Annotated in this window: 26 protein-coding genes and 1 pseudogene; 5 read left to right on the top strand and 22 right to left on the bottom strand. The window is 36.9% G+C overall.

Annotated features, from left to right (window positions below; translation table 11 throughout):
* Positions 1–4: 4 nt before the first annotated feature.
* The 6 genes from GM661_RS01860 to GM661_RS01835 form a co-directional block, all read right to left on the bottom strand.
* Positions 5–604: a TetR/AcrR family transcriptional regulator gene (locus GM661_RS01860; RefSeq protein ID WP_230868495.1), complete on the bottom strand. Its 600-nt coding sequence runs from the start codon at positions 602–604 to the stop codon at positions 5–7.
* A gap of 100 nt (positions 605–704) precedes the next feature.
* Positions 705–1,478 carry a tRNA 2-thiocytidine biosynthesis TtcA family protein gene (locus tag GM661_RS01855; RefSeq protein ID WP_230868494.1) on the bottom strand — a complete coding sequence of 258 codons (774 nt, stop codon included), beginning with the start codon at positions 1,476–1,478 and terminating at the stop codon, positions 705–707.
* Positions 1,479–1,678: 200 nt separating this feature from the next.
* A complete protein-coding gene (locus GM661_RS01850) occupies positions 1,679–2,263 on the bottom strand; it encodes a class I SAM-dependent methyltransferase (protein WP_230868493.1) in 585 nt (194 codons plus the stop codon).
* Positions 2,260–2,796, bottom strand: coding sequence for an ECF transporter S component (locus tag GM661_RS01845; RefSeq protein WP_230868492.1), 537 nt, complete (start codon positions 2,794–2,796; stop codon positions 2,260–2,262). Before GM661_RS01845 ends, GM661_RS01850 begins: the two co-directional genes overlap by 4 nt.
* Positions 2,797–2,893: 97 nt before the next feature.
* Positions 2,894–4,315 carry a protein kinase domain-containing protein gene (locus GM661_RS01840; protein WP_230868491.1) on the bottom strand — a complete coding sequence of 474 codons (1,422 nt, stop codon included), beginning with the start codon at positions 4,313–4,315 and terminating at the stop codon, positions 2,894–2,896.
* 493 nt (positions 4,316–4,808) lie between these two features.
* The gene (locus tag GM661_RS01835; RefSeq protein WP_230868490.1) at positions 4,809–6,236 is read right to left on the bottom strand and encodes a glucose-6-phosphate isomerase; all 1,428 of its coding nucleotides are present in this window, start codon (positions 6,234–6,236) and stop codon (positions 4,809–4,811) included.
* 205 nt (positions 6,237–6,441) lie between these two features.
* Here GM661_RS01835 and GM661_RS01830 point away from each other — a divergent pair, with 205 nt between their 5' ends.
* A complete protein-coding gene (locus GM661_RS01830) occupies positions 6,442–6,717 on the top strand; it encodes a hypothetical protein (RefSeq protein WP_125987605.1) in 276 nt (91 codons plus the stop codon).
* A 12-nt stretch (positions 6,718–6,729) separates the two neighbouring features.
* Here GM661_RS01830 and GM661_RS19060 read toward each other — a convergent pair.
* Positions 6,730–6,837: pseudogene (locus GM661_RS19060) on the bottom strand (carbohydrate ABC transporter permease); the annotation flags it as partial.
* A 145-nt stretch (positions 6,838–6,982) separates the two neighbouring features.
* On the opposite strand from GM661_RS19060, the gene GM661_RS01825 reads away from it, so the two are divergent.
* Positions 6,983–7,483, top strand: coding sequence for an HD domain-containing protein (locus GM661_RS01825; protein ID WP_230868489.1), 501 nt, complete (start codon positions 6,983–6,985; stop codon positions 7,481–7,483).
* Between the two features lie 77 nt (positions 7,484–7,560).
* Here GM661_RS01825 and GM661_RS01820 read toward each other — a convergent pair whose 3' ends face one another.
* Entirely contained in the window at positions 7,561–7,734 is a 174-nt protein-coding gene (locus tag GM661_RS01820; RefSeq protein ID WP_125987601.1) for a small, acid-soluble spore protein, alpha/beta type, read from the bottom strand.
* Between the two features lie 175 nt (positions 7,735–7,909).
* On the opposite strand from GM661_RS01820, the gene GM661_RS01815 reads away from it, so the two are divergent.
* Positions 7,910–9,532 (top strand): amidohydrolase, encoded by a 1,623-nt coding sequence (locus GM661_RS01815; RefSeq protein WP_230868488.1) that lies wholly within the window; start codon positions 7,910–7,912, stop codon positions 9,530–9,532.
* Here the strand turns inward: GM661_RS01815 and GM661_RS01810 are convergent.
* The 3 genes from GM661_RS01810 to GM661_RS01800 form a co-directional block, all read right to left on the bottom strand.
* On the bottom strand, positions 9,522–10,595 hold the full coding sequence (locus tag GM661_RS01810; RefSeq protein WP_230868487.1) for an alanine/ornithine racemase family PLP-dependent enzyme: 1,074 nt from the start codon (positions 10,593–10,595) through the stop codon (positions 9,522–9,524). The genes GM661_RS01815 and GM661_RS01810 overlap by 11 nt on opposite strands.
* Before the next feature lie 112 nt (positions 10,596–10,707).
* Positions 10,708–11,268 carry a hypothetical protein gene (locus GM661_RS01805; protein ID WP_230868486.1) on the bottom strand — a complete coding sequence of 187 codons (561 nt, stop codon included), beginning with the start codon at positions 11,266–11,268 and terminating at the stop codon, positions 10,708–10,710.
* 56 nt (positions 11,269–11,324) lie between these two features.
* Positions 11,325–11,537, bottom strand: coding sequence for a helix-turn-helix transcriptional regulator (locus GM661_RS01800; RefSeq protein WP_205739333.1), 213 nt, complete (start codon positions 11,535–11,537; stop codon positions 11,325–11,327).
* A gap of 172 nt (positions 11,538–11,709) precedes the next feature.
* Between GM661_RS01800 and GM661_RS01795 the strand changes: the two genes are divergently transcribed.
* A complete protein-coding gene (locus GM661_RS01795; protein WP_125987593.1) occupies positions 11,710–12,066 on the top strand; it encodes a helix-turn-helix domain-containing protein in 357 nt (118 codons plus the stop codon).
* Positions 12,067–12,362: 296 nt separating this feature from the next.
* On the opposite strand, the gene GM661_RS01790 is transcribed toward GM661_RS01795, so the two are convergent.
* On the bottom strand, positions 12,363–14,378 hold the full coding sequence (locus GM661_RS01790; protein WP_230868485.1) for a methyl-accepting chemotaxis protein: 2,016 nt from the start codon (positions 14,376–14,378) through the stop codon (positions 12,363–12,365).
* A gap of 302 nt (positions 14,379–14,680) precedes the next feature.
* On the bottom strand, positions 14,681–15,127 hold the full coding sequence (locus GM661_RS01785; RefSeq protein ID WP_125987589.1) for an Lrp/AsnC family transcriptional regulator: 447 nt from the start codon (positions 15,125–15,127) through the stop codon (positions 14,681–14,683).
* A 143-nt stretch (positions 15,128–15,270) separates the two neighbouring features.
* Between GM661_RS01785 and GM661_RS01780 the strand changes: the two genes are divergently transcribed.
* Positions 15,271–15,567 (top strand): late competence development ComFB family protein, encoded by a 297-nt coding sequence (locus GM661_RS01780; protein WP_125987587.1) that lies wholly within the window; start codon positions 15,271–15,273, stop codon positions 15,565–15,567.
* A 37-nt stretch (positions 15,568–15,604) separates the two neighbouring features.
* On the opposite strand, the gene GM661_RS01775 is transcribed toward GM661_RS01780, so the two are convergent.
* The 9 genes from GM661_RS01775 to GM661_RS01735 form a co-directional block, all read right to left on the bottom strand.
* A complete protein-coding gene (locus tag GM661_RS01775) occupies positions 15,605–16,318 on the bottom strand; it encodes a phosphatase (RefSeq protein WP_125987584.1) in 714 nt (237 codons plus the stop codon).
* A gap of 85 nt (positions 16,319–16,403) precedes the next feature.
* A complete protein-coding gene (locus GM661_RS01770; protein WP_125987582.1) occupies positions 16,404–17,258 on the bottom strand; it encodes a glycosyltransferase family 2 protein in 855 nt (284 codons plus the stop codon).
* Positions 17,259–17,285: 27 nt separating this feature from the next.
* Complete coding sequence (locus GM661_RS01765; RefSeq protein WP_125987580.1) at positions 17,286–17,999, bottom strand: glycosyltransferase family 2 protein; 714 nt, start codon at positions 17,997–17,999, stop codon at positions 17,286–17,288.
* Positions 17,996–18,967 carry a CgeB family protein gene (locus tag GM661_RS01760; RefSeq protein WP_230868484.1) on the bottom strand — a complete coding sequence of 324 codons (972 nt, stop codon included), beginning with the start codon at positions 18,965–18,967 and terminating at the stop codon, positions 17,996–17,998. The genes GM661_RS01765 and GM661_RS01760 overlap by 4 nt, the downstream gene beginning before the upstream one ends.
* Positions 18,964–19,704, bottom strand: coding sequence for a glycosyltransferase family 2 protein (locus GM661_RS01755; RefSeq protein WP_125987576.1), 741 nt, complete (start codon positions 19,702–19,704; stop codon positions 18,964–18,966). Before GM661_RS01755 ends, GM661_RS01760 begins: the two co-directional genes overlap by 4 nt.
* Before the next feature lie 17 nt (positions 19,705–19,721).
* Entirely contained in the window at positions 19,722–20,438 is a 717-nt protein-coding gene (locus GM661_RS01750; protein ID WP_230868483.1) for a GT-D fold domain-containing protein, read from the bottom strand.
* A gap of 335 nt (positions 20,439–20,773) precedes the next feature.
* Positions 20,774–21,988, bottom strand: coding sequence for an FAD-binding protein (locus GM661_RS01745; protein WP_230868482.1), 1,215 nt, complete (start codon positions 21,986–21,988; stop codon positions 20,774–20,776).
* 12 nt (positions 21,989–22,000) lie between these two features.
* A complete protein-coding gene (locus GM661_RS01740) occupies positions 22,001–22,789 on the bottom strand; it encodes an electron transfer flavoprotein subunit beta/FixA family protein (protein ID WP_125987570.1) in 789 nt (262 codons plus the stop codon).
* 18 nt (positions 22,790–22,807) lie between these two features.
* The gene (locus GM661_RS01735) at positions 22,808–23,944 is read right to left on the bottom strand and encodes an acyl-CoA dehydrogenase family protein (protein WP_230868481.1); all 1,137 of its coding nucleotides are present in this window, start codon (positions 23,942–23,944) and stop codon (positions 22,808–22,810) included.
* Positions 23,945–23,983 lie beyond the last annotated feature (39 nt).

Genomic DNA, 23,983 nt, shown 5'->3' with positions numbered 1-23,983 from the left:
TCATTCATCTCCCTTCTTCTTGAATACCCTTTAAAACCAGATCATAAAGGGATTCAACCAGTTCTTCTATATCTTCCATATCATCTTCAAGGATAATACCATTCATTGCCCCTAAACTACCAACAATAAAAATTGCTGCCTTACGACTAGAAATATTGCGAAATTCCCCATTCTTAATCCCCAGCTTAATTATCTCCTCTACTTCACTTGCTATTGCAGAATGAATTTTAAAAAAAATTTTCTTTACATCACTACTAAAATAACTTTCCGTATTGGTAAATAAACCAATTACTTTCTTATTCCTATAAATCCTCTTAAAATTCAGCCTGAAAAATGACTTTAAGATATCTCCAGCAGACTGACCTTTGTTTTCTTGAATAATAAAATTATGTGTTTCTTTTATTATTTTCCTGCCTCCCCTGATAACTGCTTCTCCAAACAATTCATCTTTACTGGAAAAGTGCCAATAAAGTGTCCCCTTCCCAAGGCCTGCCTCTTCAGCAATTGCTGCCATAGAAGTCTCATGAAAACCATTTTCGGTAAACAGCTTTACAGCAGCCTCCAGTATCTTATCTTTAGTATTCATCTCTATTTTATGTATCACACCTTCCTCGACTTACCGGTCAGTCTATAGTATACCAATATAACTATTTCCTGTCAAGCAAAACTATGCTCCTATAAAAAAGTCGCAAAATTTGGCATTTTCAAGGCTTCCACAGCTCCTTTATTTTCCTGGAAAGTTCCTCCCCCGAAGGGCTCTGAGGCCAGCGTTCAAGGGATGCCCCTTTCCTCATAGCTGCTGCCAGATTGTAAAATACCTGCTTCTGTCCAGTAAATTCCCGCAGGTACTGCTTTATTTCTTCCCTTTTAGTTTTACCATCATAGGGGCAAGGGCTACTGATAGGCTCATATCCTAATAATTTACCTGCTTCAACAATATCTTTTTCCCTTAAATATACCAGTGGACGGATAATAAAGATATCATTACTTGATAAGTACTGTTTAGGCTGGAAGGTTACTAACTGTCCTGAGTATAAAATACTCATTAGAAAGGTCTCCACAGCATCATCATAGTGGTGCCCAAAGGCCAGTTTCTTAATTCCTTTTTTGCGCATAAAACCTGCTATAGCTCCCTTCCTGAAATGGGCGCATTTAGCACAGGGATTAGCAGCCTCCTCTTGCAGGATATACTCTGCTATCCTGGTTCTTTCTAGATAAAAAGGGACAGCCAGTTCCCGGCAAAAATCCCTGAGGGGTTCAAAGTCTACCCCATTAAAACCAAGATCAATTGTAATCACACTCAAACTAAATTTAACACCCAGATACTTCCTTAAAAAAGCCAGGCTATAAAGTAGAAAACTGCTGTCTTTACCACCTGACAACCCTACTAAGATATGATCGTCATCTTGAATTAAATCAAATTCAGCTACAGCCTTTACTATCTTATTTGTATAGTTTTTGGATAATGATAGTTTCAAAGAAACACCACCTTATAATAAGTTCTGGCTGATTATATCACTCCCGGTAAAATTCTGCAAGGACTTTAACCTTGTTATTCACTTCTAATCTCAAACTCAACATTCCCCTCTACTGCCTACACTAAACGAATAAGATAGACAAAAATCACCCTTTCGGGTGATTTTTAACTTATTTTCCTTCCAAAAAAGGCCTTTAACTTCTATTTTCTCAGTATAAGTAGATACATCTTATCATTATCAATACTTTCCACTTGCTTATAGCCTATCCTTTCAGCCCAGTCAATTACCTGCCCAATCGGTGGCAGGTCATCTCTAACCACATCTTGTTCACTATTATGATGCAGCTGATTTATTTCCTCCCTTGACTGGGAGTGGAAAATCAGTAGCCTTCCACTATCTTTTAATAAATCATAAAACCGTTCCAGTATAGTAACCTTATCCCCCAGGTGTGGAAAAACAGAATAGGTAATAATCAAATCAAAGCACTGATTAAATTGATATTTATAAATATCAGCCCTTATAAACTGGATATTCTGGTAATGATGATACTTCTTTTTAGCAATTTCAAGCATATTTTCAGCAAAATCCACTGCCGTAATTTGACAACCGCCACCATAGTATTCCTCCAGAAGAGGAAGTATAACACCTGTCCCTGTCCCTACATCAAGAATATCAGGTCTTTCATGAACAGGTAATTTGTTGATAGCAAACCTTATTTTCCTATTATCATGGTCTACCCTTTCATCCCAGTTTTCTGCCACCTGGTTAAAAAATTCCCTGCTCACTGTTTTACCCCCAATTCCCCTGTAATACCACCCTTCAGGTATTTTAGTAAAACAGGAATTAAGATTAACTGGATTACAATTCCCACTGTCCCTCCAATAATTGATGACCAGATATATACCAGGGGATTGGCAGGTAGATAATTCATCCCAAAAAGGTGCACCATAATCATAACCACAAATCCTGCCCCAACCCTCCCCAACAGCATAGTCAAAATAAGGGAAGTAAAAATACCCAAACTCCTTCTTTGATATAGATAACCTATGGCTGACCCATAGATACTCAATTCAACAAACATAATCGGCAGCATCGGTAATAAAGGAGGCATGCCGGTTAACAAACTACATAATAATGGTGTTACAGCTCCTACAATAAAGCCTGCCGCTGGCCCAAGATAAACACCTGCTAATAATACAGGGATATGCATTGGTAAAAATACAGAACCAGAACCAAGCAGTAGGTAATGAAAAGCCGTTGGAATAACCAGACCTAAAGCAATAAAAATACCCATAAAGACAATCTTCTTTGTTTCCATCTTCTAAAACCCCTTTATATATTAGTAACACGAATATAATATTTGTGTTACTAATATATATTCTGGATATCATCCCTAAATCCTTTAAAATTAATTTCTATGATTCCAGACCCAGTTCACCCTGGATCAGGCTCTGGATACTACCCTCAAGCTCTACTATCTGCCAGCGGCCTTCTACATTACCCAGTAATACCCTGTCTTTCATATCTATAATTATCTTTTCCATGACTGGTTCCCCAGTATCCTCATTAGTTTCATCTGTTGGATTATTTATATATAAGTGATATACAACTTCAAAGGCTGGTTGGAGATGATCAGCAAGTTTAGTAATCTCTAAATCTGTTATACCGAAAAAGCCTTCTGTATCTGCCATACTATAGGCCTGTCTGACCCTTTCTATAACATAATTCCTGTTCAAAAGATTATCCAGTTCTCCCAGATCACTGATATTAGTATCTTCAACCAGGAAAATATCCTTCTGGTCTATTCCCTGATAGAAAATCTCTACAACCTCACTCGGGGTAGTCTCTTCTGTTACAACAGGTTCCCTACTGCCCCCCATAAAACCAAGCAGGACAAAGAAAGCCAGCAAACCACCTACAACAGTAATTACTGCCCGCTTTTTCCGCCAGAAGTTTCTAACACTAAGCCTGTGTTTCCTTTTTTTAATCATTTGAGAAGCCTTTTCTTGATTCTCTTTTAGCTGATTAAGGTCACCCTCTAAAAGCCCCTTTTCCTCTAAATTTCGTAATTGGCTGATAAAACTATCCCAGTCCCCTAACCTCTCACTTAAGTCTTTCTTCAGGGTAGACATAATAAAATCATTGAGAGGCTTTGAGAGCTGATAACTAAGATAGCGGGGTTCCACTGGTATAGAATTATAGATCTGGTCAACCAGGTCTGATTTGTCATCAGCATTAAAAGGCATCCTGTCTGTCAGCAAATAATACATAATAACACCTGCATTATAAATATGTGACCCTTCAGCCCACTTCTTTTCTTTATATACCTCAACTGCCTGATAGACTTCTTCAGGATAAGTCTGCTGTTCATCCTCCCTGTACTGCCAGGTAAGCCCGGTTATAGCAGGATCAATGACCTTTAATCCACCATCTTTATCAACCTGGAGTGATTTCAACCCCAGTATTGTCCAGTTGCAACCCTTCTCTTCAGCCTCTTTTAAAACTTCTGCCAGTGTTAAAACCCATTTTACCCTCTGTACCAGTGAGGGGGATTTCTCCCTGAGATAAGCAGTCAGTGGTTGATAAATACCTGGTTCATCCTTTAAGAGACAGTATTCATCATTAATCATACTAATACTTTTATACTTGATAAAGGCCTCATGTTGTAGAAGATTCCCCTTACTGATAATATCTTCCAAGCCCATCTTGACATCAAGCATTATTCGTGACCTAGGTTTACGAGTAACAAAAATAGCCTCTGCCACAGAACTCTCCTGACCATCTGTCAATTCATAAAACCTCTTCCCCCACCTCTCCACTTCATTAACTATCCTCATTTAAATCCCCCCTCTTTTTTTATTCCTCTTTCTCTATTGTTATAATCAAAGAACAAGCCGCCTAACGGCCATCCAGACTTAATCAACAATTATTAATTTTTACTATAGGAATTCTTCTTACACAAAGTCAACTTGTTATCATAATACAGACCAATATATTTACTGGACGACTCTAAAAATTGTCTGGAGGCATGGACGCCGGAGGACAATTTCTCGACAGTAAACGAAGGCAGGACGCCGTAGTGCACGACAAGGGAAGTAAATATATTTGTCGGTCTTTAAAGTCATCAAAAAACCCTCAACAGTATTATTATATCATTTTATTACTATATTACAAACTAAATGATTCTACAAATAAGGTGCCTCTTTCCTGAGTCTTCCCCTAAATATCATTAGAGGGTAGTTCAGGTAGGCTCCGCTTATTTTCAATCATAAAATCCCTGCTTTTTAGCAGGGATTTGGCTACTGACTTATTTTTCCCTATAAAGGGAGATTATATAATTAAATCCTTATCTTTTTTAGGCCTCTCATCATACTCCTGTTTCTTATCATCATAACCCTCGCGCCCCAGTACACCATAGGTATAATGTTTGCCTAATTCCACACCAGGTTGATTAAAAGCATTTATATTAAACAACTCACCAACCAGAGCAGTCTGCAATTCAAGCATATATATCAGCTGCCCCATGGTAAACTCATTAACCTCAGGGAGTATAATAGTTGAATTTAGACGCCCTCTTTTGCTCAGGGCCAGTTCAGTAGCATTTTTTTCAGTCCTAATCAGTTCATTCAAGGTATGTCCACCTAGATATGATACCCCCTGAATATCCTGATAAACAGCTGGTATTTCAATCTCAACCCCATAATCCTCTACTTCCAGGAAGGTAATAACCTTATCAAAGGGTCCTTCTGTATAGAGTTGAACCTGGGAATGCTGATCAGTAGCCCCCAGGGCCTTAATCGGTGTAGGCCCAACATTAATAACATTACCCTCCCGATCAACTTCCTTACCTAGTGATTCTGCCCACAACTGACGGTACCAGTCAGCCATGTCCTTTAGGGCATGTGCATATGGCATCATAACAGAGAGAGGTTTCCCTTCTTTATAAGACATATATTGTAATACCCCATTAAGATAGGCCGGGTTTTGCCACAAGTCACTACTCTGACAGAGCTTATCCATATAGGCAGCACCAGCTAGTAACTCCTCAATATCTATTCCGCAAAAGGCGGCTGATACCAGACCAACAGGTGTTAATACAGAAAAACGTCCTCCAACATTATCAGGGATATAAAAGGTCTTAAAATCCTCTCTCTTAGATATTTCAATAAGATAACCTGAATTTGCACTTGTAGTGGCAATAAAATGTTTCTCTACCTTATCTTCACCTACTACTTCAGCAACGGCCTTACGAGCAATAAGATACTGACTCATGGTTTCTGCAGTACCACCTGATTTAGAGATAACATTAAAAACCGTTTTCTTTAAATCAAGTGTCTCTAATAAGCTCTTGAATCTTACAGGATCAACATTATCCGGAACAAACAAACGACAGCAGCCACCCCTTTTATCATTTCTGTAATTATAATAAGGGTCATTTAAAGCAGTCTGTAGGGCTATATTACCAAGGGCAGAACCCCCAATACCCAATACAACAAAATTATCAAACTCACCCTGTTTTTTAGCTGCAAATTCTTTAATCTCTCTGACAATTTCAGTCTGTTCATACGGAAGATCCATAAAACCTGGTTTAGCCTGTTTAATATTATTATGGGCCTCTTCTACCTTATCTGACAAGGCTGTTATCTCTTCCCTTGTAAAGCCATGTTCAGGGCCAACCCTTTCGGCAAACATATTATTAACATCCAGTTTTATTCTCATTTTATTTGTCCACTCGTTGTCATTAAACCTCTTAGCCATTAAACCGCCTCCTATTTTTAATTTAAATAACTCTTATGTAATGCAGTCAGCTTTCTTTTAACATTATATATACAATACCCATATTTTGCAAGAATTAAAATGAATCCTCTTTACTTCCTAGTCTATAAATAACTATAAATAAAATTACTATCAAAAAGAAAGCTTTGTGAATATACTATATAAACTGTCTTAAGGAGGGCTCAATATGCCTAATGGTTTTGGTTTTGATGACATTATACTGGGTGATATAGATTCATTAATAGAGAAATTCACTTTATTAACCGACTCTTACCGCCTCCTGGTAGGGGCAACAGAGGAATTAACCAGAACACCATCTGTAGGTGAGTGTATAATTGATGCATCTGTCTGCCGTACCGCCTTCCTGGGAACCATACTTGACCAATTACTACTGGCCATTCAGATTGCACTGATTATTGACTTTATCAGGGTAAGTGAAGGTTCAGAAAATCCATATGTCTAAATTGCTTTCAATTTATCCTTTGACAGCCCCTGCTGTCATCCCCTGTACTACCTGTTTAGAGGAAATTAGATATACTATAATAACTGGAATTGAGGCTACAACCAGGGCAGCCATTAACTGAACCAGTTTAATAAACCATACTATCTACTGTAATCACCGTCCAGAAAATCCATCTGTCCTAGGGCAAAATTTTCTTTATTTTTTTTACTGTAATTGATATAATTTCTCTATAGATTATTTTATGACCTAAAAGAGAGGTGAAAATATGTATAAAAAAGAAATTATCAATGAAATGAAGAACTACTTTGGTGATGATCACAAAAGAATTCAGCATGCCCTGAAAGTAACCAGTTATGCAGAGAAATTAATCTCCCTACACCAGGAAAAAGATATAAATCAAGAAGTTATTATCTATTCGGCTATTCTGCATGATATAGGGATTAAAAATGCAGAAAAGAAATACAACAGTTCGGCTCCTAAATACCAGGAAATTGAAGGGCCTCCTGTCGCCAGGGATATCTTAAACCGTTTTCCAATTGAAGAATTAATCATCAAGGAAGTCTGTGAAATCATTGGGAACCATCATTCCCCCGGGAAGTTTAATAGCAATAATTTTAAGATATTGTATGATGCTGACTGGCTGGTTAATTTACCAGATGAATATGACCTATCAGCCAAAAATAAAGAGGAAATTATCCGGGTAATAGATAAACTTTACTTAAGCGAAGCGGGAAAAAGACTGGCTAAAAGGCAATTCCTAAGTTAAGTAAATACATTTGCCAATCTCAAAACTTGGCAACATTATCTAGATCTATAAGAGTAACAGGCAGTAGGAAAAAAACCCTACTGCCTGTTACTGTGGGCCATCATCTCCTCTGCTTTAGCTACAGCAGCCTTGACAAGCAGCCCGGCTTCACGGGTGGTTATATTGCCCCAGTCACCATCTTTGACCTTGTGCCCAAATCCAAGCTCTTCAGCCAATTCATATTTGGTTCTATCTGACATTATTCGTGCCACTCCAGGGCACCACCTCCACTTTTATTTTAATCATTTCAGCTGTTAATTATGCACCTTTAAATAAGCTAAGATTAATTATTAACTATTTGTCAGGAAAATGCTTTTATAATATAATATAGCTACATACTAAAAAGGCTTTGCAAATAATATTTGCAATGAGAGGATGGGCTTAATTATGAAAACGATCTTTAGAAACGGCAAAATCTATACTATGAAAAACCAGGAAACTGTAAATAATCCCCTGCAGGCAATGGTAGTTAAAGATGACTATATTCTTGACCTGGGAACTGAGCAATACATAATGGGAAAATATCTAAATAATAAATGTAGGGTTGTTGACCTAAGAGAAAAGACAGTGATTCCTGGTTTTAATGATGCCCATCTCCACATTTATCAATATGCCTTATCAAATAGTAAGATAAGACTAAATGCTGTCACTGGAATAGAAGATATCTCCAGGAGAATTAAAAATTATATTAAGGATAGAAATATAGTACCAGGCAAGTGGATTGAGGGAAGTGGCTGGAATGATAAAGACTTTACTACACCAGGCTTACCAGAAAAAGAAGAACTTGATCTAATAGCCCCTGAAAACCCGTTAATACTGAAAAGGGCCTGTTATCATGTAGCACTGGTAAACACCAGAGCCCTGGAAATCTGCCAGATTGATAAAAAGACCCCGGATCCAGCCGGAGGCAAAATAGAACGTGACAACCAGGGCAGTCCTACAGGTGTTTTGTATGATGATGCCATTGACCTGGTAGAAAATAAAATACCACAAAAAAATATTAAACAGACCAAAGAATTACTACAACAGGGTTTTGAAGCAGCTGCCAGAACAGGACTTAGCTCCCTCCAGACTGATGATTTCCTTAATATAAAAGACCCCTCAATAATCTTACAAGCCTACCAGGAACTTGCTGAAGAAAACAAACTACCTCTCAGAATCAACCTTCAATTAAGAGTTAACCAGGCAGAAGAGATAATTAAATTCAGTAGACAGGGTATTAAAACAGGTAGAGGAAACATTTTCTTTAAATACGGGCCTATTAAAATAATAGCTGACGGCTCACTGGGGGCCTGTACCGCCGCCCTACGCCAACCTTATTTTAACAAAAGTACTAAAGGAGACCTTTTATTAAGTCAGACTGATCTAAATAGACTGGTATCTACTGCCTATAAAGAAGACTGTCAAGTTGCAGTTCATGCCATTGGAGATGCTGCAGTTGAAATGGCTGCCAATTCCTTTAGCCGGATAAAAACCATTAATAACCCCAGACCCATTATCGTTCATGCCCAGCTAGGCAGTCCCTCAATATACCAAAAGATGGCCCGAAATAAAGTGATTGCTGCTGTACAACCTATTTTCCTGGCAACAGACTGGCCAATCATTGAGGACAGAGTTGGAACTGATAGGTCTTTCCACAGCTATGCCTGGCAGTCAATGCAACAGAGTGGAATTAAAATATGTGGTAGTTCTGACGCCCCTATCGAACCCTTTAACCCTCTTTATGGCATCTATGCTGCCGTAACCCGTCATGATTTAGCAGGTAACCCCCAGGGCGGCTGGCACCCAGCAGAACAACTATCAGTCTATGATGCTGTTAAAATCTTTACAGTTAACCCTGCCTATCAGTCCTTTGAAGAAGGTATTAAAGGAACCCTTGAAATAGGCAAACTGGCAGATTTTACTGTCCTTTCAGAAGATATTTTTCATCTTGACAGGGAAAAAATAAAGGATATAACAATCCTGGGTACTTATGTAGGTGGTAAAGCTGTTTATAAAGCTAAAACATAATATAATTCTTATAGACATATGGTGAAGTCATCAATCTTAGTATAGCACCATAATCTAAATAAAATTCCAACTCATCACCAGTAGATAAACAACCTTTTTTATCTGTCACATCTACCAGTAAATGATCACTACTGGCCCCCAATACTTTTATTCCTTCATCAACAGGGATAAGACCATCTAACTTAACATCCTGTCTGCCTACTGCCAGAATAGCCCTTTTTCTTACTCCCCTATCTTCATAAACAGGTATGTTTCCAAAGGCATCATAGCCCACCTCTCCCGTAGGTGCAGAGGGTTTATCTTTGAGTTCAATAATTGAGGCTGTCATAGTAAAATTATTCTGCTGTAAGTCTTTAATAATTCGCTGGTTGGTAATATCTGTACCCTGTAAGATTGCTTCACCTATTCTCAGGTGATTTATCCCTTCAGGTAGGGTATTATCACTAAGGAGTCTAGTAGTAGCCGTATTCCCCCCTGAAATAAGCGGCAGTTCAAGGCTGTAATAATCCCTTAATTCTTCAGCCAGTTCAACAAGTATCTCTGTGTTGCTGATAGTAGGTAATACACCAGCATAACAGCCTACATTTGTTCCGATTCCCCTGATATCTAACATCGGTAAATTAACTATTTCTCTGAAAAAATCCTTTATTTGATCAGGCAAAATACCCTCACGCAGGTCGCCAACATCTATCATTACTATAATACCATGTCGCTTACACACCTTAACAGCAGCCTCTGATAGGGCCTTTACTGTTACTACCTCACTTACTAGACTAAGGTCAGCATAATTAATTACCTCAGTCACCTCTGCCAGTTGAGGAAGTCTCAAAAGTACTGTTTCCCCCTGATAACCACTCCTGCGCAGATTGCGAATATTATCCAATCGGGAATCTCCCAGACTCTTAATACCTCCATTAATAAAAGACTGAGCAAGTTTAATATCCCCAGCCCCTACTTTGACAACCCCGGTAAGTGATATATTATTATTCCTACAATTTTCAAATACCCTCTCTGCATTTTCTCTTATCTGTGTTAGATTTATATTTATTCTAGGATTTTCCATCTACTATTATCCCCCTGTGTCTTATTCTTATTGTTCTTCCTCTTTCTTTATATAATATAATAGATTCTCTTTCAATTAAATAGCCAGCTCTAAAAATCATACTAGATTAAAATTATTTCTTATCTGCTGTACATAATATCCCGGCTGCCGTCTTATATTTTTTAAACTTATTTGAAATATAATCTATATTACTGCTTTTATTTCCTGTTTCATTACTGAAATTTTTATCCATCTTCTCTACTGCAAGCTGTAACACTTTACAGAAATGTCCTGTATCTTTGAGCATATTAATCATCTGCCTATAAAGCATTACTTCCTCTCTACTAAGGTCAGCTATAGAATTTTTATTATGGGTAAAACGCAAAACCCTTTTAGTAAGCCCCATAGTTTTTTCAAGATGATTTATAGAGTTTTTAGCTGTTATATAAAAATCAGCCTTATCTTGATTAAAAGACATAAACCCAGCAATAGCTCCTGCAACAAAACACTGTAATAAACTGCTGTCTAATATCACCGCTATTTCAATTAGCAACTCATCAGGCAGTATTCTATCCCCATTAATATATTCTAAAAACTCCAGGTGCTCAAGACCCAGGAGATTACTAAGTTTATCCTCATCCATGCCAGGTGTCTTATCTATTTCTTCCTTTACTAATTCTCCGATAAATCCCATTTTTTTTACCCCTTTCTACTTTAAATATATCCCTTACAAACATCTTAGATATTTAGTTAAAAAAATATTTTTTCAATATCATCTCCCAATATTTCAGCTATTTTTTTGGCCTGCTCCAGGGTCATTTTAACAGTGCCATTTTCTAACTGACAGTAACCACTCTTCCCTTTATAGCCTAACTTTTCAGCCATCTCCTGTTGAGTAAAACCCTTTTCTACCCTTAGCTTTTTAAGTTTTGCTAAATTAATGGGGACCAGCTCCTTGTTCACCTTATATGAACATTTTTACTATATTATATTTATTTTTTGTATTTTTGTCAAGTATTTCCATGGTTTTGTATTTTTTTTATGAACTTTTAACTCATAATATTATTCTCTAAACCTATCTATGTTATAATAAAAGCAGTTCACAGATTATGAACATTTAAAGGAGAGAAACAATATGTCACTAGGAAATATGATCCGCAAACTAAGAAAAGAAAAAAATATGACCCAGACTGAACTGGGTCAAAAAATAAATGTAGCCAAATCAACAATCTCACAATATGAAAACAATATTAATACACCAGACATAAAAACAATCCAAAAACTAGCTAAAATATTTGAAGTTTCTATCAGTTACCTATTAGAAGAAACCACAGAGCGCAATACCTACCAGATAAATCCGGAACTTGCTAACTGCCTTACTAAAGTCTCTGAACGAAAAGACCTCCAGCTCCTTTTTGAAAAAACCAAAGACCTCTCACCTAAATCTATTCAACAGATAATCAAAATCATTCAGGCCATTGACCCTGACTAAATTACACTATTTGCTGCCAGAAAAAAGTAACTTCGCCATCCAGACTTAATCAACAATCATTAGTGTTTTCTTAGAACCACTTTTTACACAAAGTTAACTATTTATCATAAATCAGACCAATATATTTACTGGACGACTCTAGAAATTGTCTGGAGGCATGGACGCCGTAGTATACGACAAGGTAAGTAAATATATTGGTCGGCCTCTAAAGTTATTTACACAAAAAAAGAACGGTTCGTTTGACATAATAATGTGTCAAACAAACCGTCTCCATGTCATACAATTACTATATTATATTATTTTAATTTGAACTGGTCGATAGAGCGGGTTAATTCCTCTGACATGTCATTCAGGTCTTTAGCTCCATCTACTATCTCTTCAGTAGCTGCTATCTGTTCTTCACTGGAGGCTGCTACCTCTTCAGAGTTGCTAGCAAATTGTTCACTCAGTTCAGTAATATCATTAATAGCTTCTTCCACCTGCTTACTATCCTCTGCCATTGCCTGGCTGTTCTGAACTATTTCATTAATTAGCTCTTTGAGGTTCAATGCTTCTCGTTCAATTTCATTAAAGACATCCCCTGTATCATCTATGGCTTTAACACTATTATCTACAGCCTCTATATTATTATCCATCTCAGCTATAGCATTATTTACACCTTTTTGAATCTTAGAAATTAAAACAGCAATTTGTTCTGTTGCACCTGAAGATTCCTCTGCTAACTGCCTGATCTCTTCGGCAACCACACTAAAGCCTTTACCGGCATTACCAGCACGGGCAGCTTCTATAGCAGCATTTAGGGCCAGGAGATTGGTCTGGGCAGCAATGCCATTTATTAAGCCAACAATATTATCTATCTCTGCAGATGTTTCTCCCAGCGTATTAATAATTTCAGCAACTTCACCTGTAGAGGTTTTGACATTATTTATATTTTTGATAGAATAATTAACCGACTCATTACCTTTTTTAATATCATTCATCACATGACCGGCAGCCTCATTCATTGTATTTGACCCCTGATTTATGTCATCTATCTTATTTATCAGGTTGTTAGTATTATTGGCTGTCCTCTCAATCTGGGCTGCCTGTTCTTCAGCACCAGCAGCTACATTCTGGATTGAAACCCCAACCTGTTCAGCACTCTCACCTACCTGATCACCAGCTGCTGTTAGTTTTTCACTGGAAGTGGCTACTCCTTCCGATATCTCAGCAACCTTACCAATCATGATCCTTAGGTTTCCGATCATATTCCTCACTGACCCAGCCAGTCTACCTATTTCATCATCCCTACTAGTGTCGACATTATTTATTTTCTGGGTTAAGTCTCCAGCAGCTACTTTTTCTGTGACCTCAGTTAATTTAATTAAGGGACTGGCAATCCTGGCCGAAACAAGATATGAAATGATTATCCCTAATATTATAGCAATTAAGCTAGCAGTAATACTACCTTTTTTGACTACTGCTAGTGGTGACAATAATTCACTGTTACTGGCAGTTAGAGCCAGTGACCAGCCAGTTTCTGCAACTGGGGCAAAGGTGAGCTTCTGCTCCTGCCCATTTACAGTATAGATCTCTTCACCTGTTTTACCTGCTACCATTTCTTCTGCTATATCCTTAAGCTGCTGTTCATTTTTAAAAATTGACTGATTAGCCCAGTAACCTTTATTAGCATGGACGATAGTATTCATCTCTTCATCAATTACCCAGGCATATCCATAACCATTGATATTCATTGTACTGGCTATCTGGTTTAAATAATCAAGACTAACTGTTCCCCCTAATAGTAATCTTATCTTATCTCTAACTATAATTGGACGTAAGATAGCAATCAGGTCTTTACCACCCTGTTTTATTGGGGTAGAGATGACAATTTCTTGACTATTTATAGCTTGATCGTAATATTCTTCTTCAAGTACATTACCACTTTCACCTAATGTATCTACATAATTACCACCTGTGTCAACTACAAAGATAGTTTCTAAAGAGTTTTTTCCTTCTGCAAGTTCCTTAAAACCATCACTTACCTGCATCCAGTATAGGCTTCTAAGTGTTTCCCCATCAAGACTCTCCATCAGGTCCTCTCGATCCCTTATATATGTAATATCTAAATTGCTGATTGTATTAATACTATCAAATAATTTTTCTTTAAAAATAATTGCATTTTTATTCGCAGCATCACGGGCCGTTTTATCTAATGTATCTTCCAGAATGTTGCGCGAACTGTTATAAGCAAAAAACGAACTACCTGCTACCAAAATTAGAATTACCAGACTGATAATTGCAATCATCCTTATTTTAATACTTTTAAACATAAAAACACCTCTTTTTTTTATTTTAATGAACTTATGTAATTTCCCTAATAATATTTCTGGAAAGTATAAAATTTATATTTATCTATACTAAATATTAATATAATAATATACAAAGTTATGTATCAAGAGGCAGAAAACGACATTTATACCTATTTTAATCTTATAATAAGAAAGCCACTTTGTCAATGGGTTTTACTACTCTTTATTCAGTGTTATCTTATAATATATTACTTTTTTGATAAAGTATTAACTACTATAATTTACTGCTCACAAATTAACCGGGAATAAATCATTGTTAAGATTCAAGGACATAGACCACCTCTTTTACTTTTAAAATTCTTTAACATGATATTACTATGAACTCTGAGTATTTCATCACGGAAATAGAACTTTTCCCTCATAAAATTCTCAAGTTCATTATGGTCTCGTAATAAGGCATTGACAAATAATGTTGGTGAGCCAGTCATCAAAAAGATATTAGTAACAGCCTCATCCTCGGCCAGTTCTTCAGCTACTTTATAGAGGGATTCCGGTTTTACTTCTAAATCAAAGAATACTGAAAGTTTTAACCCCAGCTTTTGGGCATCTATAGCTATAGTAAATTTCTCAATAACCCCTTGGTCAACCAAATTATTTATTCTTTCCCTAATACAGACCCTGCTGAGCTTATATTTTCTACCCAATTCTGCATATGTTGCCCGGCTGTCCTGGGATAGGTCTTCTAATAATTTCAAATCAAGTTCATCCATAAAAAAACCCCTCTCCATTCAAAATCAAGACTTCTTATCTAGCGATACAATTTTATCACAAAAATGCAATTAATAAAAAGGTATTCCCTTCCCTCTACAGAATACTATAAATTAGTAAGATATTTATATTTAATAAGGAGGAGATGGAAATAGACTTTAATAAGATACAGGATAGACTTTGTAATCATACCGAAATACTTGTTTTAAGCAAAATGGAAGAGTTACTGCAGACTTCTGAATTTAAGGGTATCTGTACCTGTGAACAGTGCCTGCTGGACATGGCAAGCTATGCCCTAAATAGACTGCCCGCCAAGTATTTCTCCTGTCGAGAAGGGGAACTCCAGACCCGGATAACAGAATTTGAAAATCAAATCCAGGTTGATGTTATATCAATAATTACAAAGGCCATCAAGGCTGTTGCTAAAGACCCCCGCCATTAAGAGAGATTCCCTTATTAAAATTGGAACCCTTCCTGACCTAAAAATCTATAACTTTATTTAATAACTCCAGGGAAGTATTAATAATATCACTTTCTTTAAGACCAGCCTCTTCTACAATTGGGAGGATAGCCTTTATATTACCAACATCTTCATAATAATGGGCATCACTATTTAGACTGACGGGAACACCATATTTCCTGGCCAGTTTACACATCTTTAAGGTCAGCTCTTTACTACCCCTTTTATTAACCCGATAGCTATCAAATGAACTAGCATTTACTTCCAGAATAACATCATGTTCACGGGCAGCCCGGACAACAGCCTCTATCTCAATGGGATAATAGAGATTAGCTGGATGGGTAATCATCTTTACCCTGGGATTCATAATTGCCCTGATAGTAGCCTCGGTATGGGCTGTCCTGTTTTGATTATAATAACCTGCATCTTCATGTATTCCCGCCGCAATAAATTCCAGCTTGTCCAGATAGTCTGTGGAGAGATCAAGGCTGCCGTCACTCATAATATTTGCCTCAACTCCCTTTAAAACCCTCACACCAGCAATATAATCTGGTAAAACCTTAATATTACCAAAATAATACTCATGAGGTCCCCCCGGCAGCAGCGGACCGTGGTCAGTAATAGCTATCAATTTTAGGCCCCGACCTGCAGCAGCCTGGGCCATCTCTCTTACTGTACTATAGGCATGACCACTGGCAATAGTATGTGTGTGTAAATCAGCTTCAATCTTCAATTAAATACACCCTCTCTTATATTAATTATACCAATTATTAAGGATAATAATTATTTTCCTTATTATAATAATTCAATACTAAATATTAATATCCTGCTATTTTTAAACGGTGTCCCTTAATTAATCCTCTATAAAATACCTTTCTTTTATTATAAAAAAGGTCATCCATACTGTAAAACTTCAATAACCCCTGCCACTTATTATTAAAATAGGACCAGGCCTGCCTGAACATCTCCTCTTCTTGTGGCGGCATAAGGGAAGCAAATGATTGATGGCAGTAGTGGTGCACAATAACATCTTCTGCTACATATAAGGAAAAACCAGCTATCCTGGTGCGAAGGGAATAATCAAAATCATCAGCAGACATAAAAAACCCTTCATCTAGAAGCCCAACCTTTTCTATGACTTCCCTTTTAAGTAGGAGGCAACAGCCGATCAAAAACTTTGTTTCTGTATAATCACCTTTAAAGTTCTTATATAAATAATCAGAGAATTTATCCAGTTCGCCCTTTTCAGGATACCTATAAGCTAGCTGCCGGTAAATACCTACATAGTTTTGTTCACCACCAATTCCTTTTCCCAATGGACCAACCATACCAGCAGAGGGATTATTTTTCAGATGTACCAGTAATCTCTCAAGCCAGTTTTTACTTAAGATTAAGTCATTATTCATCAAACATATATATTTGCCATCAGCCATTTTAATACCCTGATTACAGGCCTGACTATACCCTTTATTTTCTTTATTTAGCATCAACTTAAAGTCTATCCTACTTTTATAATCTTCCGTTTTTTTCTTTAAATAGTCCCGGGTTTGATTATCAGAGCTATTATCGATTACAATAAGTTCACAGGGATAATTAGTCTTTTCAATAAGCGAATTAAGGGTCATTACCAGATAATCAAGGGAATTATAACTAACCACTATTATAGAAACCATAAACCCTCCTAATGATAAAGCCTACTACTAACTCAACAAACTGCTGCCCTGCCATTTTTTAAGTAATAAAGCCAGGTTTCTCTTATCATATCTATGCCTGCCAGGTGATTTTGAGCTATAGTGATAGACCAGACTATCAGGTGTATAAATAATTCGATAGCCCAGCCCTCTGATTTTTAAACAGAGATCAATATCCTCATAGCTATTAATAAACAAATGATCAAAACCACCTACCCTCTCAAAGAGACTTTTTCTAATAAGTAAACAGGCCCCTGTCACAGCTGGGTACTCCTTTTCTTCTTCTATAGGTACTTCAAAGGGACTTTCATTATAATAGATATGCCCAGGTAATCTATCGATAAAAATTACTCCGGCATGCTGTATCCTCCCTGTATCTGGGAAAAGTAATTTACTACCAACAATCCCTACGTCTTTATTTTTAAGCATAACCTGATACATAGCTAAAAGCCAGCCAGGGGTTACAATTGTATCATTGTTGAGAAAAAGTAGGTATCTGCCTTTGGCCTGATCTGCCCCTTGATTACAGCCCCTGGCATAACCAGGGTTACCCCTGTTTTTAATTAATCTAATCCCCTTGTATTTTTTATCTCTAAGTAAGAGACCGCTATTATTATCAACAACAATAAGTTCATAGTCAGTACTGGTATGCTCCAGAATGCTGTCAATAGACTGTCTGGTCAAAATATTACTCCCGTAGGACAACATTATTATAGATATCATAAATCATATCCCCTTTTTATTATATTGAACATTCGGGTTATTCTATTTTTAAATGTGTGGTAATTCACTGTCTTGAAAAAGGCATTCGCTGTTATTTCTTTTCTTATCGTATTATCTCTAAGGTAATACTTAATTTTATTAGCCAGGTCATGTGGATCCCTAAAAACTACTATCTCTTTACCAGGGCAGTAAAATTTATTCAACTCTTTCCTTTTATCATCTACAATTTGAAAACCTCCAGCAGCAGCAATATCAAAAGTCCTATTATTAAGGCTTTCAGCCCCAATTCCAGGTGTATTTACATTTATATCATCAACAGGGTCCCGATGGATATTAAGATTTATCCTGGCCCCTGCATAAAACCGGGCTACCTCTTCAGCCCGGCTGTGAACAGGCAGAACATAATCCTGTAGACAGGGTTTTAACTCTGCTCCCCATTTCTCCCAGTTGCCGATCAATTTTACATCCAGACCCTTTATCTCTTCAGCTATTGCATTCAGGATTTCTGCCCTGTTTTTAAATCCCATACCCACAAAACAGAGGTCGCTCCTATATTTAAGTGGGACTGAACAGGGGTGATAAATCTCAGTATTGGTCCCCCAGGGTAAATAAAAGACATTATGACTGTTATAGTAAGCTAAGGCCTCTATCTCAGTAGTAAAAACATAGTCATAGCTATGGAGCCATTCACTGGTATGAACATCTAATTCATAAGGGTCTTCTACAATCCAGATAAAGGTCAATATACCCCTTGTATGGGCATATTGAATAATATCAAGTGGTGTAAGATTACCATGAAAAGCCATTATTAAATCAGGGTAATAACTTTTTATTGTATTAATAGTTAATTCCTGTGGCCAGACCTCCATAACCTCCAGTGAAGGCCAGTTATTTAAGACATCCATAATAGACCTGGTGTAACCCTCTGGTATACCCTTTAATCCAGAATTGATAAATAAAAGTCTCATTTACCAACACTTCCATTACACCACTTCTCTTCAAACAACCTTTTATTATGATAAAATATCTCTGCCATATTCAAATTGTTCTGATGAAAAGAACGGCTCCCTACATGATAGATAAAAGTATCTCCAGCACAATATAATTTATAACCATGATTAAGGGCACGCTTACAGTAATCACAATCCTCAAACATACCATACTTAAATCTCTCATCAAATAAGCCGAGCTGGTCTATAAGCCTCTTCTTTATTAACATACAAAAACCTGTAATAAGTTCTACCTCATGCCATTTACAGGGATTAGGTATGTTAAATTCCTTACTAAAACTATGTATCTGGTTTATTGTAGAGAAATCTCCCGCTATTCCCCCCTGCCTTCCACCAGCATAATTACTCCTGGGACCAACTATTCCAATCTCAGGCCTACTATAAAGACACTTTTGTAGGTTACTAAGCCAATTATGTGATGGAATTGTATCATTATTTAACAGGAGAATTTCCTCTCCCCGGGCTAGTTCAAGCCCCTGATTGACTCCCTTACTAAAACCCAGGTTTTCTTTATTTAAGATTAATTTGGCCTCTCTAATTCTTTGCAAATAGTCAACTGTTCCATCTGTTGAACCATTATCAACAAAGATTAACTCAAAGGGTTTTTTGGTATAGGTATTTATACTCCCCAGACACACTCTAGTTAAATGTAATTGATTATATGTTAAAATTATTATACTGGTAAAACCAGACATAGTATTATCTCCTCACTTTATGAAAAATTATTTTCTTTCAACCATTCTCCCATTAACTGAAAGAGACTTTTATCAGGGGTTACAATACTATCCAGGACATGACCTAAATCCAGGGCAATCTTATCCAGCCGGGCAAGTTTTGGGCATAAAACAACAGCAGGTATACCAGCTGCTACAAGTGCAATCTCAAAATCCCTTTTTTTACTTATCTCCCGGTAGGTATTATCAACACCATACATTCCAGGCAAGTCATAGGTGGCAACAAGGTTTGCGGCAGCAAAACACCCTGCAGCTTCTGCTGCCTTTCTACCTACAATAATAATCCTCCTGCCCTTTAAAAGACTGTTCAGATAGCCTAGAGTATAAAGGTCATAATTTATCCTATTATTACAGATATTTGAAAATGCTAAACCATATTTTTTTATTATCTCCAACATAAGGGGTTTAAAAAAATAGTTTTTCTCAAAAGGAAGACCTATTATATCAGCACATCTAATGGATTTAAGCAGCTTATCTTTTAAACCCTTATCAGGCAGTTCAACCCCTGCATAACTTAACCAGGGTGGAATTGCATCCATACTTATCAAATCATTATGAGCAATAGCCCTTGTTTCCCCATCACCAATCCTGATCAGGGAAAACCCCTCGCCCTGATAAAGAGACTTTTTTAGTCTGGAAAAAACCCACTGCGTGGATCTTAGTATCATCTTATATTCTTGATCATATACCCCCATCTTCTCTCCCCTATTTCATTTATACCTTATTCTATGATTTATTTATTTTTTTGGTGTAGAAAAGCTGCTATTTCTTTGTTGTGATATCTTTTTATTATTGGAGGTATCTACAGAGCTGTTGTTAAGGGCAATAGGATTGCCAGAAATAGAATGAATTGGCTTAGTCAGCCAGAAAAAGGTATTGAAGAAGCTGTCAATATATTACTTGATGAGAGTAATACCTTATTTGATGATTTGAACAAAAATGTGGAGAATAATGCCCCGCCTTCGGGAGCTCATGTTAAAAGTAAAGAAAAAAGAAGCAACAGACCGCCCCGTTGCTTCCTTTGTTTTAATTATTTCTCAAAACTGGCTGCTGATTCTTTTATAGTAGCACCACTTTTTAACTGTTCTATTAATAGAGGGATTATCTTAAATAAATCTCCTACCAGACCATAAGTAGCATAATTAAAGATAGATGCGCCAGGGTCTTTATTTATAGCAATAATAATATCAGATGATTTCATACCAACCAGATGCTGGACTGCACCTGATATACCACAGGCAATATATATTCTGGGAGCTACAGTTGTACCTGTCTGTCCTACCTGATGATCATGTGATATCCAACCACTATCAACAGCAGCTCTGGAGGCACCTACTGCTCCACCTAAAGTATCAGCTAACTCTCTGATAAGATTAAAATTTTCTCCAGAACCAACTCCACGACCTCCTGAAACAATAATATCTGCTTCAGCTATATTAATACTATCTTCAATTTCTCTGACTATATCGATAACCTCAGTTTTTAAGATCACCTTACTCAAATCAAGATCTTCTTTGCTAATTATTCCTTCATAATTCTCCCGTTTTTCTGCTGCCTTCATAACTCCTGGTCTTACTGTAGCCATTTGTGGCCGGTGATTTTTACAGACTATAGTAGCCATTATATTTCCCCCAAAAGCAGGTCGTGTCTGTAGTAAGATCTTACTTTTATCATCTATATCAAGACTAGTACAATCAGCAGTTAAACCTGTTTTAATTCTAGCTGCTACTCTGGGACCCAGGGAGCGGCCAATTGTAGTGGCCCCCATAAGCACAATAGAGGGGTTATATTTCTTAATTAATTCTGCCATTACATAGGTATAATATTCATCATTATACTCAGCAAGCTCTTTTTTATCTATAAGATATACTTTATCAACACCATAATTAATTAATTCTTTAGCCTGAGCTATATTTTGATAACCAGGTAAGATAACAGATAAGTTTTCTTTTAGTTTATTGGCTAATCTTCTTCCCTGACCAACTAATTCATGAACGACAGAATTTAAATCACCTTCTCTCTGTTCACCAAAAACCCAGACATTCTTATAATCTGAAAAATCCTTTGTTTTTTCCTCTTTTTCAATTTTTATTGCTTGAACAGGACATACAGATTCACATGAACCACAAAGTGTACAATTATCCAGGATAACAGCTTGATTATCTTTTATCTCAATGGCAGCAAAGGGACATGATCTGATACATAATTTACATCCTGTACATTCTTCTGTTACAAAAATACCCATAATAAACGCCTCCTATCCTAATATCTGTTGTTCACAAAAGATTTTAACCAAGTTATTTACCTGTTCTTCTGGTGTCCCTTTAAATATATCACCTTTGATATTAATTTCTGGTGTTGCTATAGATACTACCTGAGTAGGAGATCCATCAAGTCCTATAGCAGCTTTATCCAGAACAAGGTCGTTTGCAGTCCAGACTGGTACATCTATTTCTTTGGCCTTCAGTATACCCCTGATAGAAGGTAATCGTGGCTCATTTATTTCTTTATTAACTGTTAATAAAGCAGGCAATTGTAATTTAACAATTTCAAAGCCACCTTCAATCTTTCTCTGAACAGTAATACTTTTTTCAGTTATTTCTGTAATATTTTTTATATATGTGCAGTGAGGTATCGCCAGATGTTCAGCAATACCCGGGCCAACCTGAGCTGTATCACCATCTATAGCCTGTTTTCCACATAATATTAAATCAACTTCACCTATTTTCTCTATTGTTTTGGCTAGAGTATAAGATGTTGCTAAAGTATCAGCGCCAGCAAAAGCTCTGTCGCTGATCAAGACAACTTCATCTACACCCAGTGAAACCGCCTCTTTTAAGGATTCTTTTACCTGAGGAGGGCCCATACTTATGACAGTAACTTTTCCCCCTAACTCATCTCGAATTTGCAATCCAGTTTCAATAGCATGAACATCATATGGATTAATAATACTTTTCACACCACTACGTATTAAAGTATTATTTTTTTTATCTATTTTAACATCAGTTGTATCAGGAACCTGTTTAATACAAACAACAATATTCATTTTTAAAACCTCCTTTTTCTAATTCCAGAGTGTTGCAGCAATTACATTACGCTGGATCTGATTTGTTCCTTCATAGATTTGAGTTATCTTGGCATCTCTCATCATTTTTTCGACTGGATAATCTTTCATATATCCATATCCTCCAAAAATCTGGACAGCATCTGTGGTCACTTTCATAGCGACATCAGAAGCAAAACACTTACACATGGCAGATTCTCTTCCAATCTTGGTTGCACCAGAATCAATCATACGAGCAGTACTATAAACAAGAGATCTGGCAGCTTCAGTCTGCATAGCCATATCAGCTAACATATGCCTTGTTGCTTGAAAACTGGCAATGGTTTGCCCAAACTGTTCTCTTTCTTTAGTATATTTAAGGCAGACATTTATTGCTCCCTGTGCAATACCAACAGCCTGGGCTGCAACTCCAGGGCGTGTCCGATCCAGGGTTTTTAAAGCAACTATATAGCCCATTCCGATTCTTCCCAAAATCTGACTTTTATGAATACGACAATTGTTAAAAATTAATTCACGGGTGGTAGACCCTCGAATACCCATTTTATCCTCTTTAACTCCAAAACTAAAACCAGGAGTCCCTTTTTCAACAATAAAAGCAGTAGCACCTCTGGAGCCCTTACTTTTATTGGTCATGGCTATAACAGTATAAAGATCAGCTTCTCCACCATTTGTAATCCATTGTTTTGTACCATTTAAAATATAAAAATCGCCATCTTTAGCAGCAGTTGTCTGCATATTACTGGCATCACTACCAGCTTCTGACTCAGTTAAGGCAAAAGCAGCAATAGTACCATCAGCTACCTGAGGTAAATATTTTTCTTTTTGTTCCTCATTTCCAAATAATAAAATTGGCATAGAACCCAACCCTGTGGCAGCATAACCAAGAGCAATTCCACCACATATCTTGCTTAATTCTTCAGTAACCAGTGCCATTTCTAAAACTCCACCATCTAAACCCCCATATTTTTCCGGGATAAAGACCCGAAACATATCAGTCTGAGCTATAATTTTCATTATTTCCCAGGGGAATTCTCCACTTTCATCATATTTTGCTGCAACTGGAACAATTTTTTCCTCTGCTATACGCCGGGCAAGATTGCAAATAATTTTTTGCTTTTCTGTCAAAAAATAATCCATATCATAGTCACTCTCCTTATAAATTTATATTAAAAAGTC

This window comes from Iocasia fonsfrigidae, assembly GCF_017751145.1.
Taxonomy (GTDB): domain Bacteria; phylum Bacillota; class Halanaerobiia; order Halanaerobiales; family DTU029; genus Iocasia; species Iocasia fonsfrigidae.
Note: the sequence above shows the minus strand (reverse complement) of the source record. Positions and strands in the feature narration are given on the sequence as shown.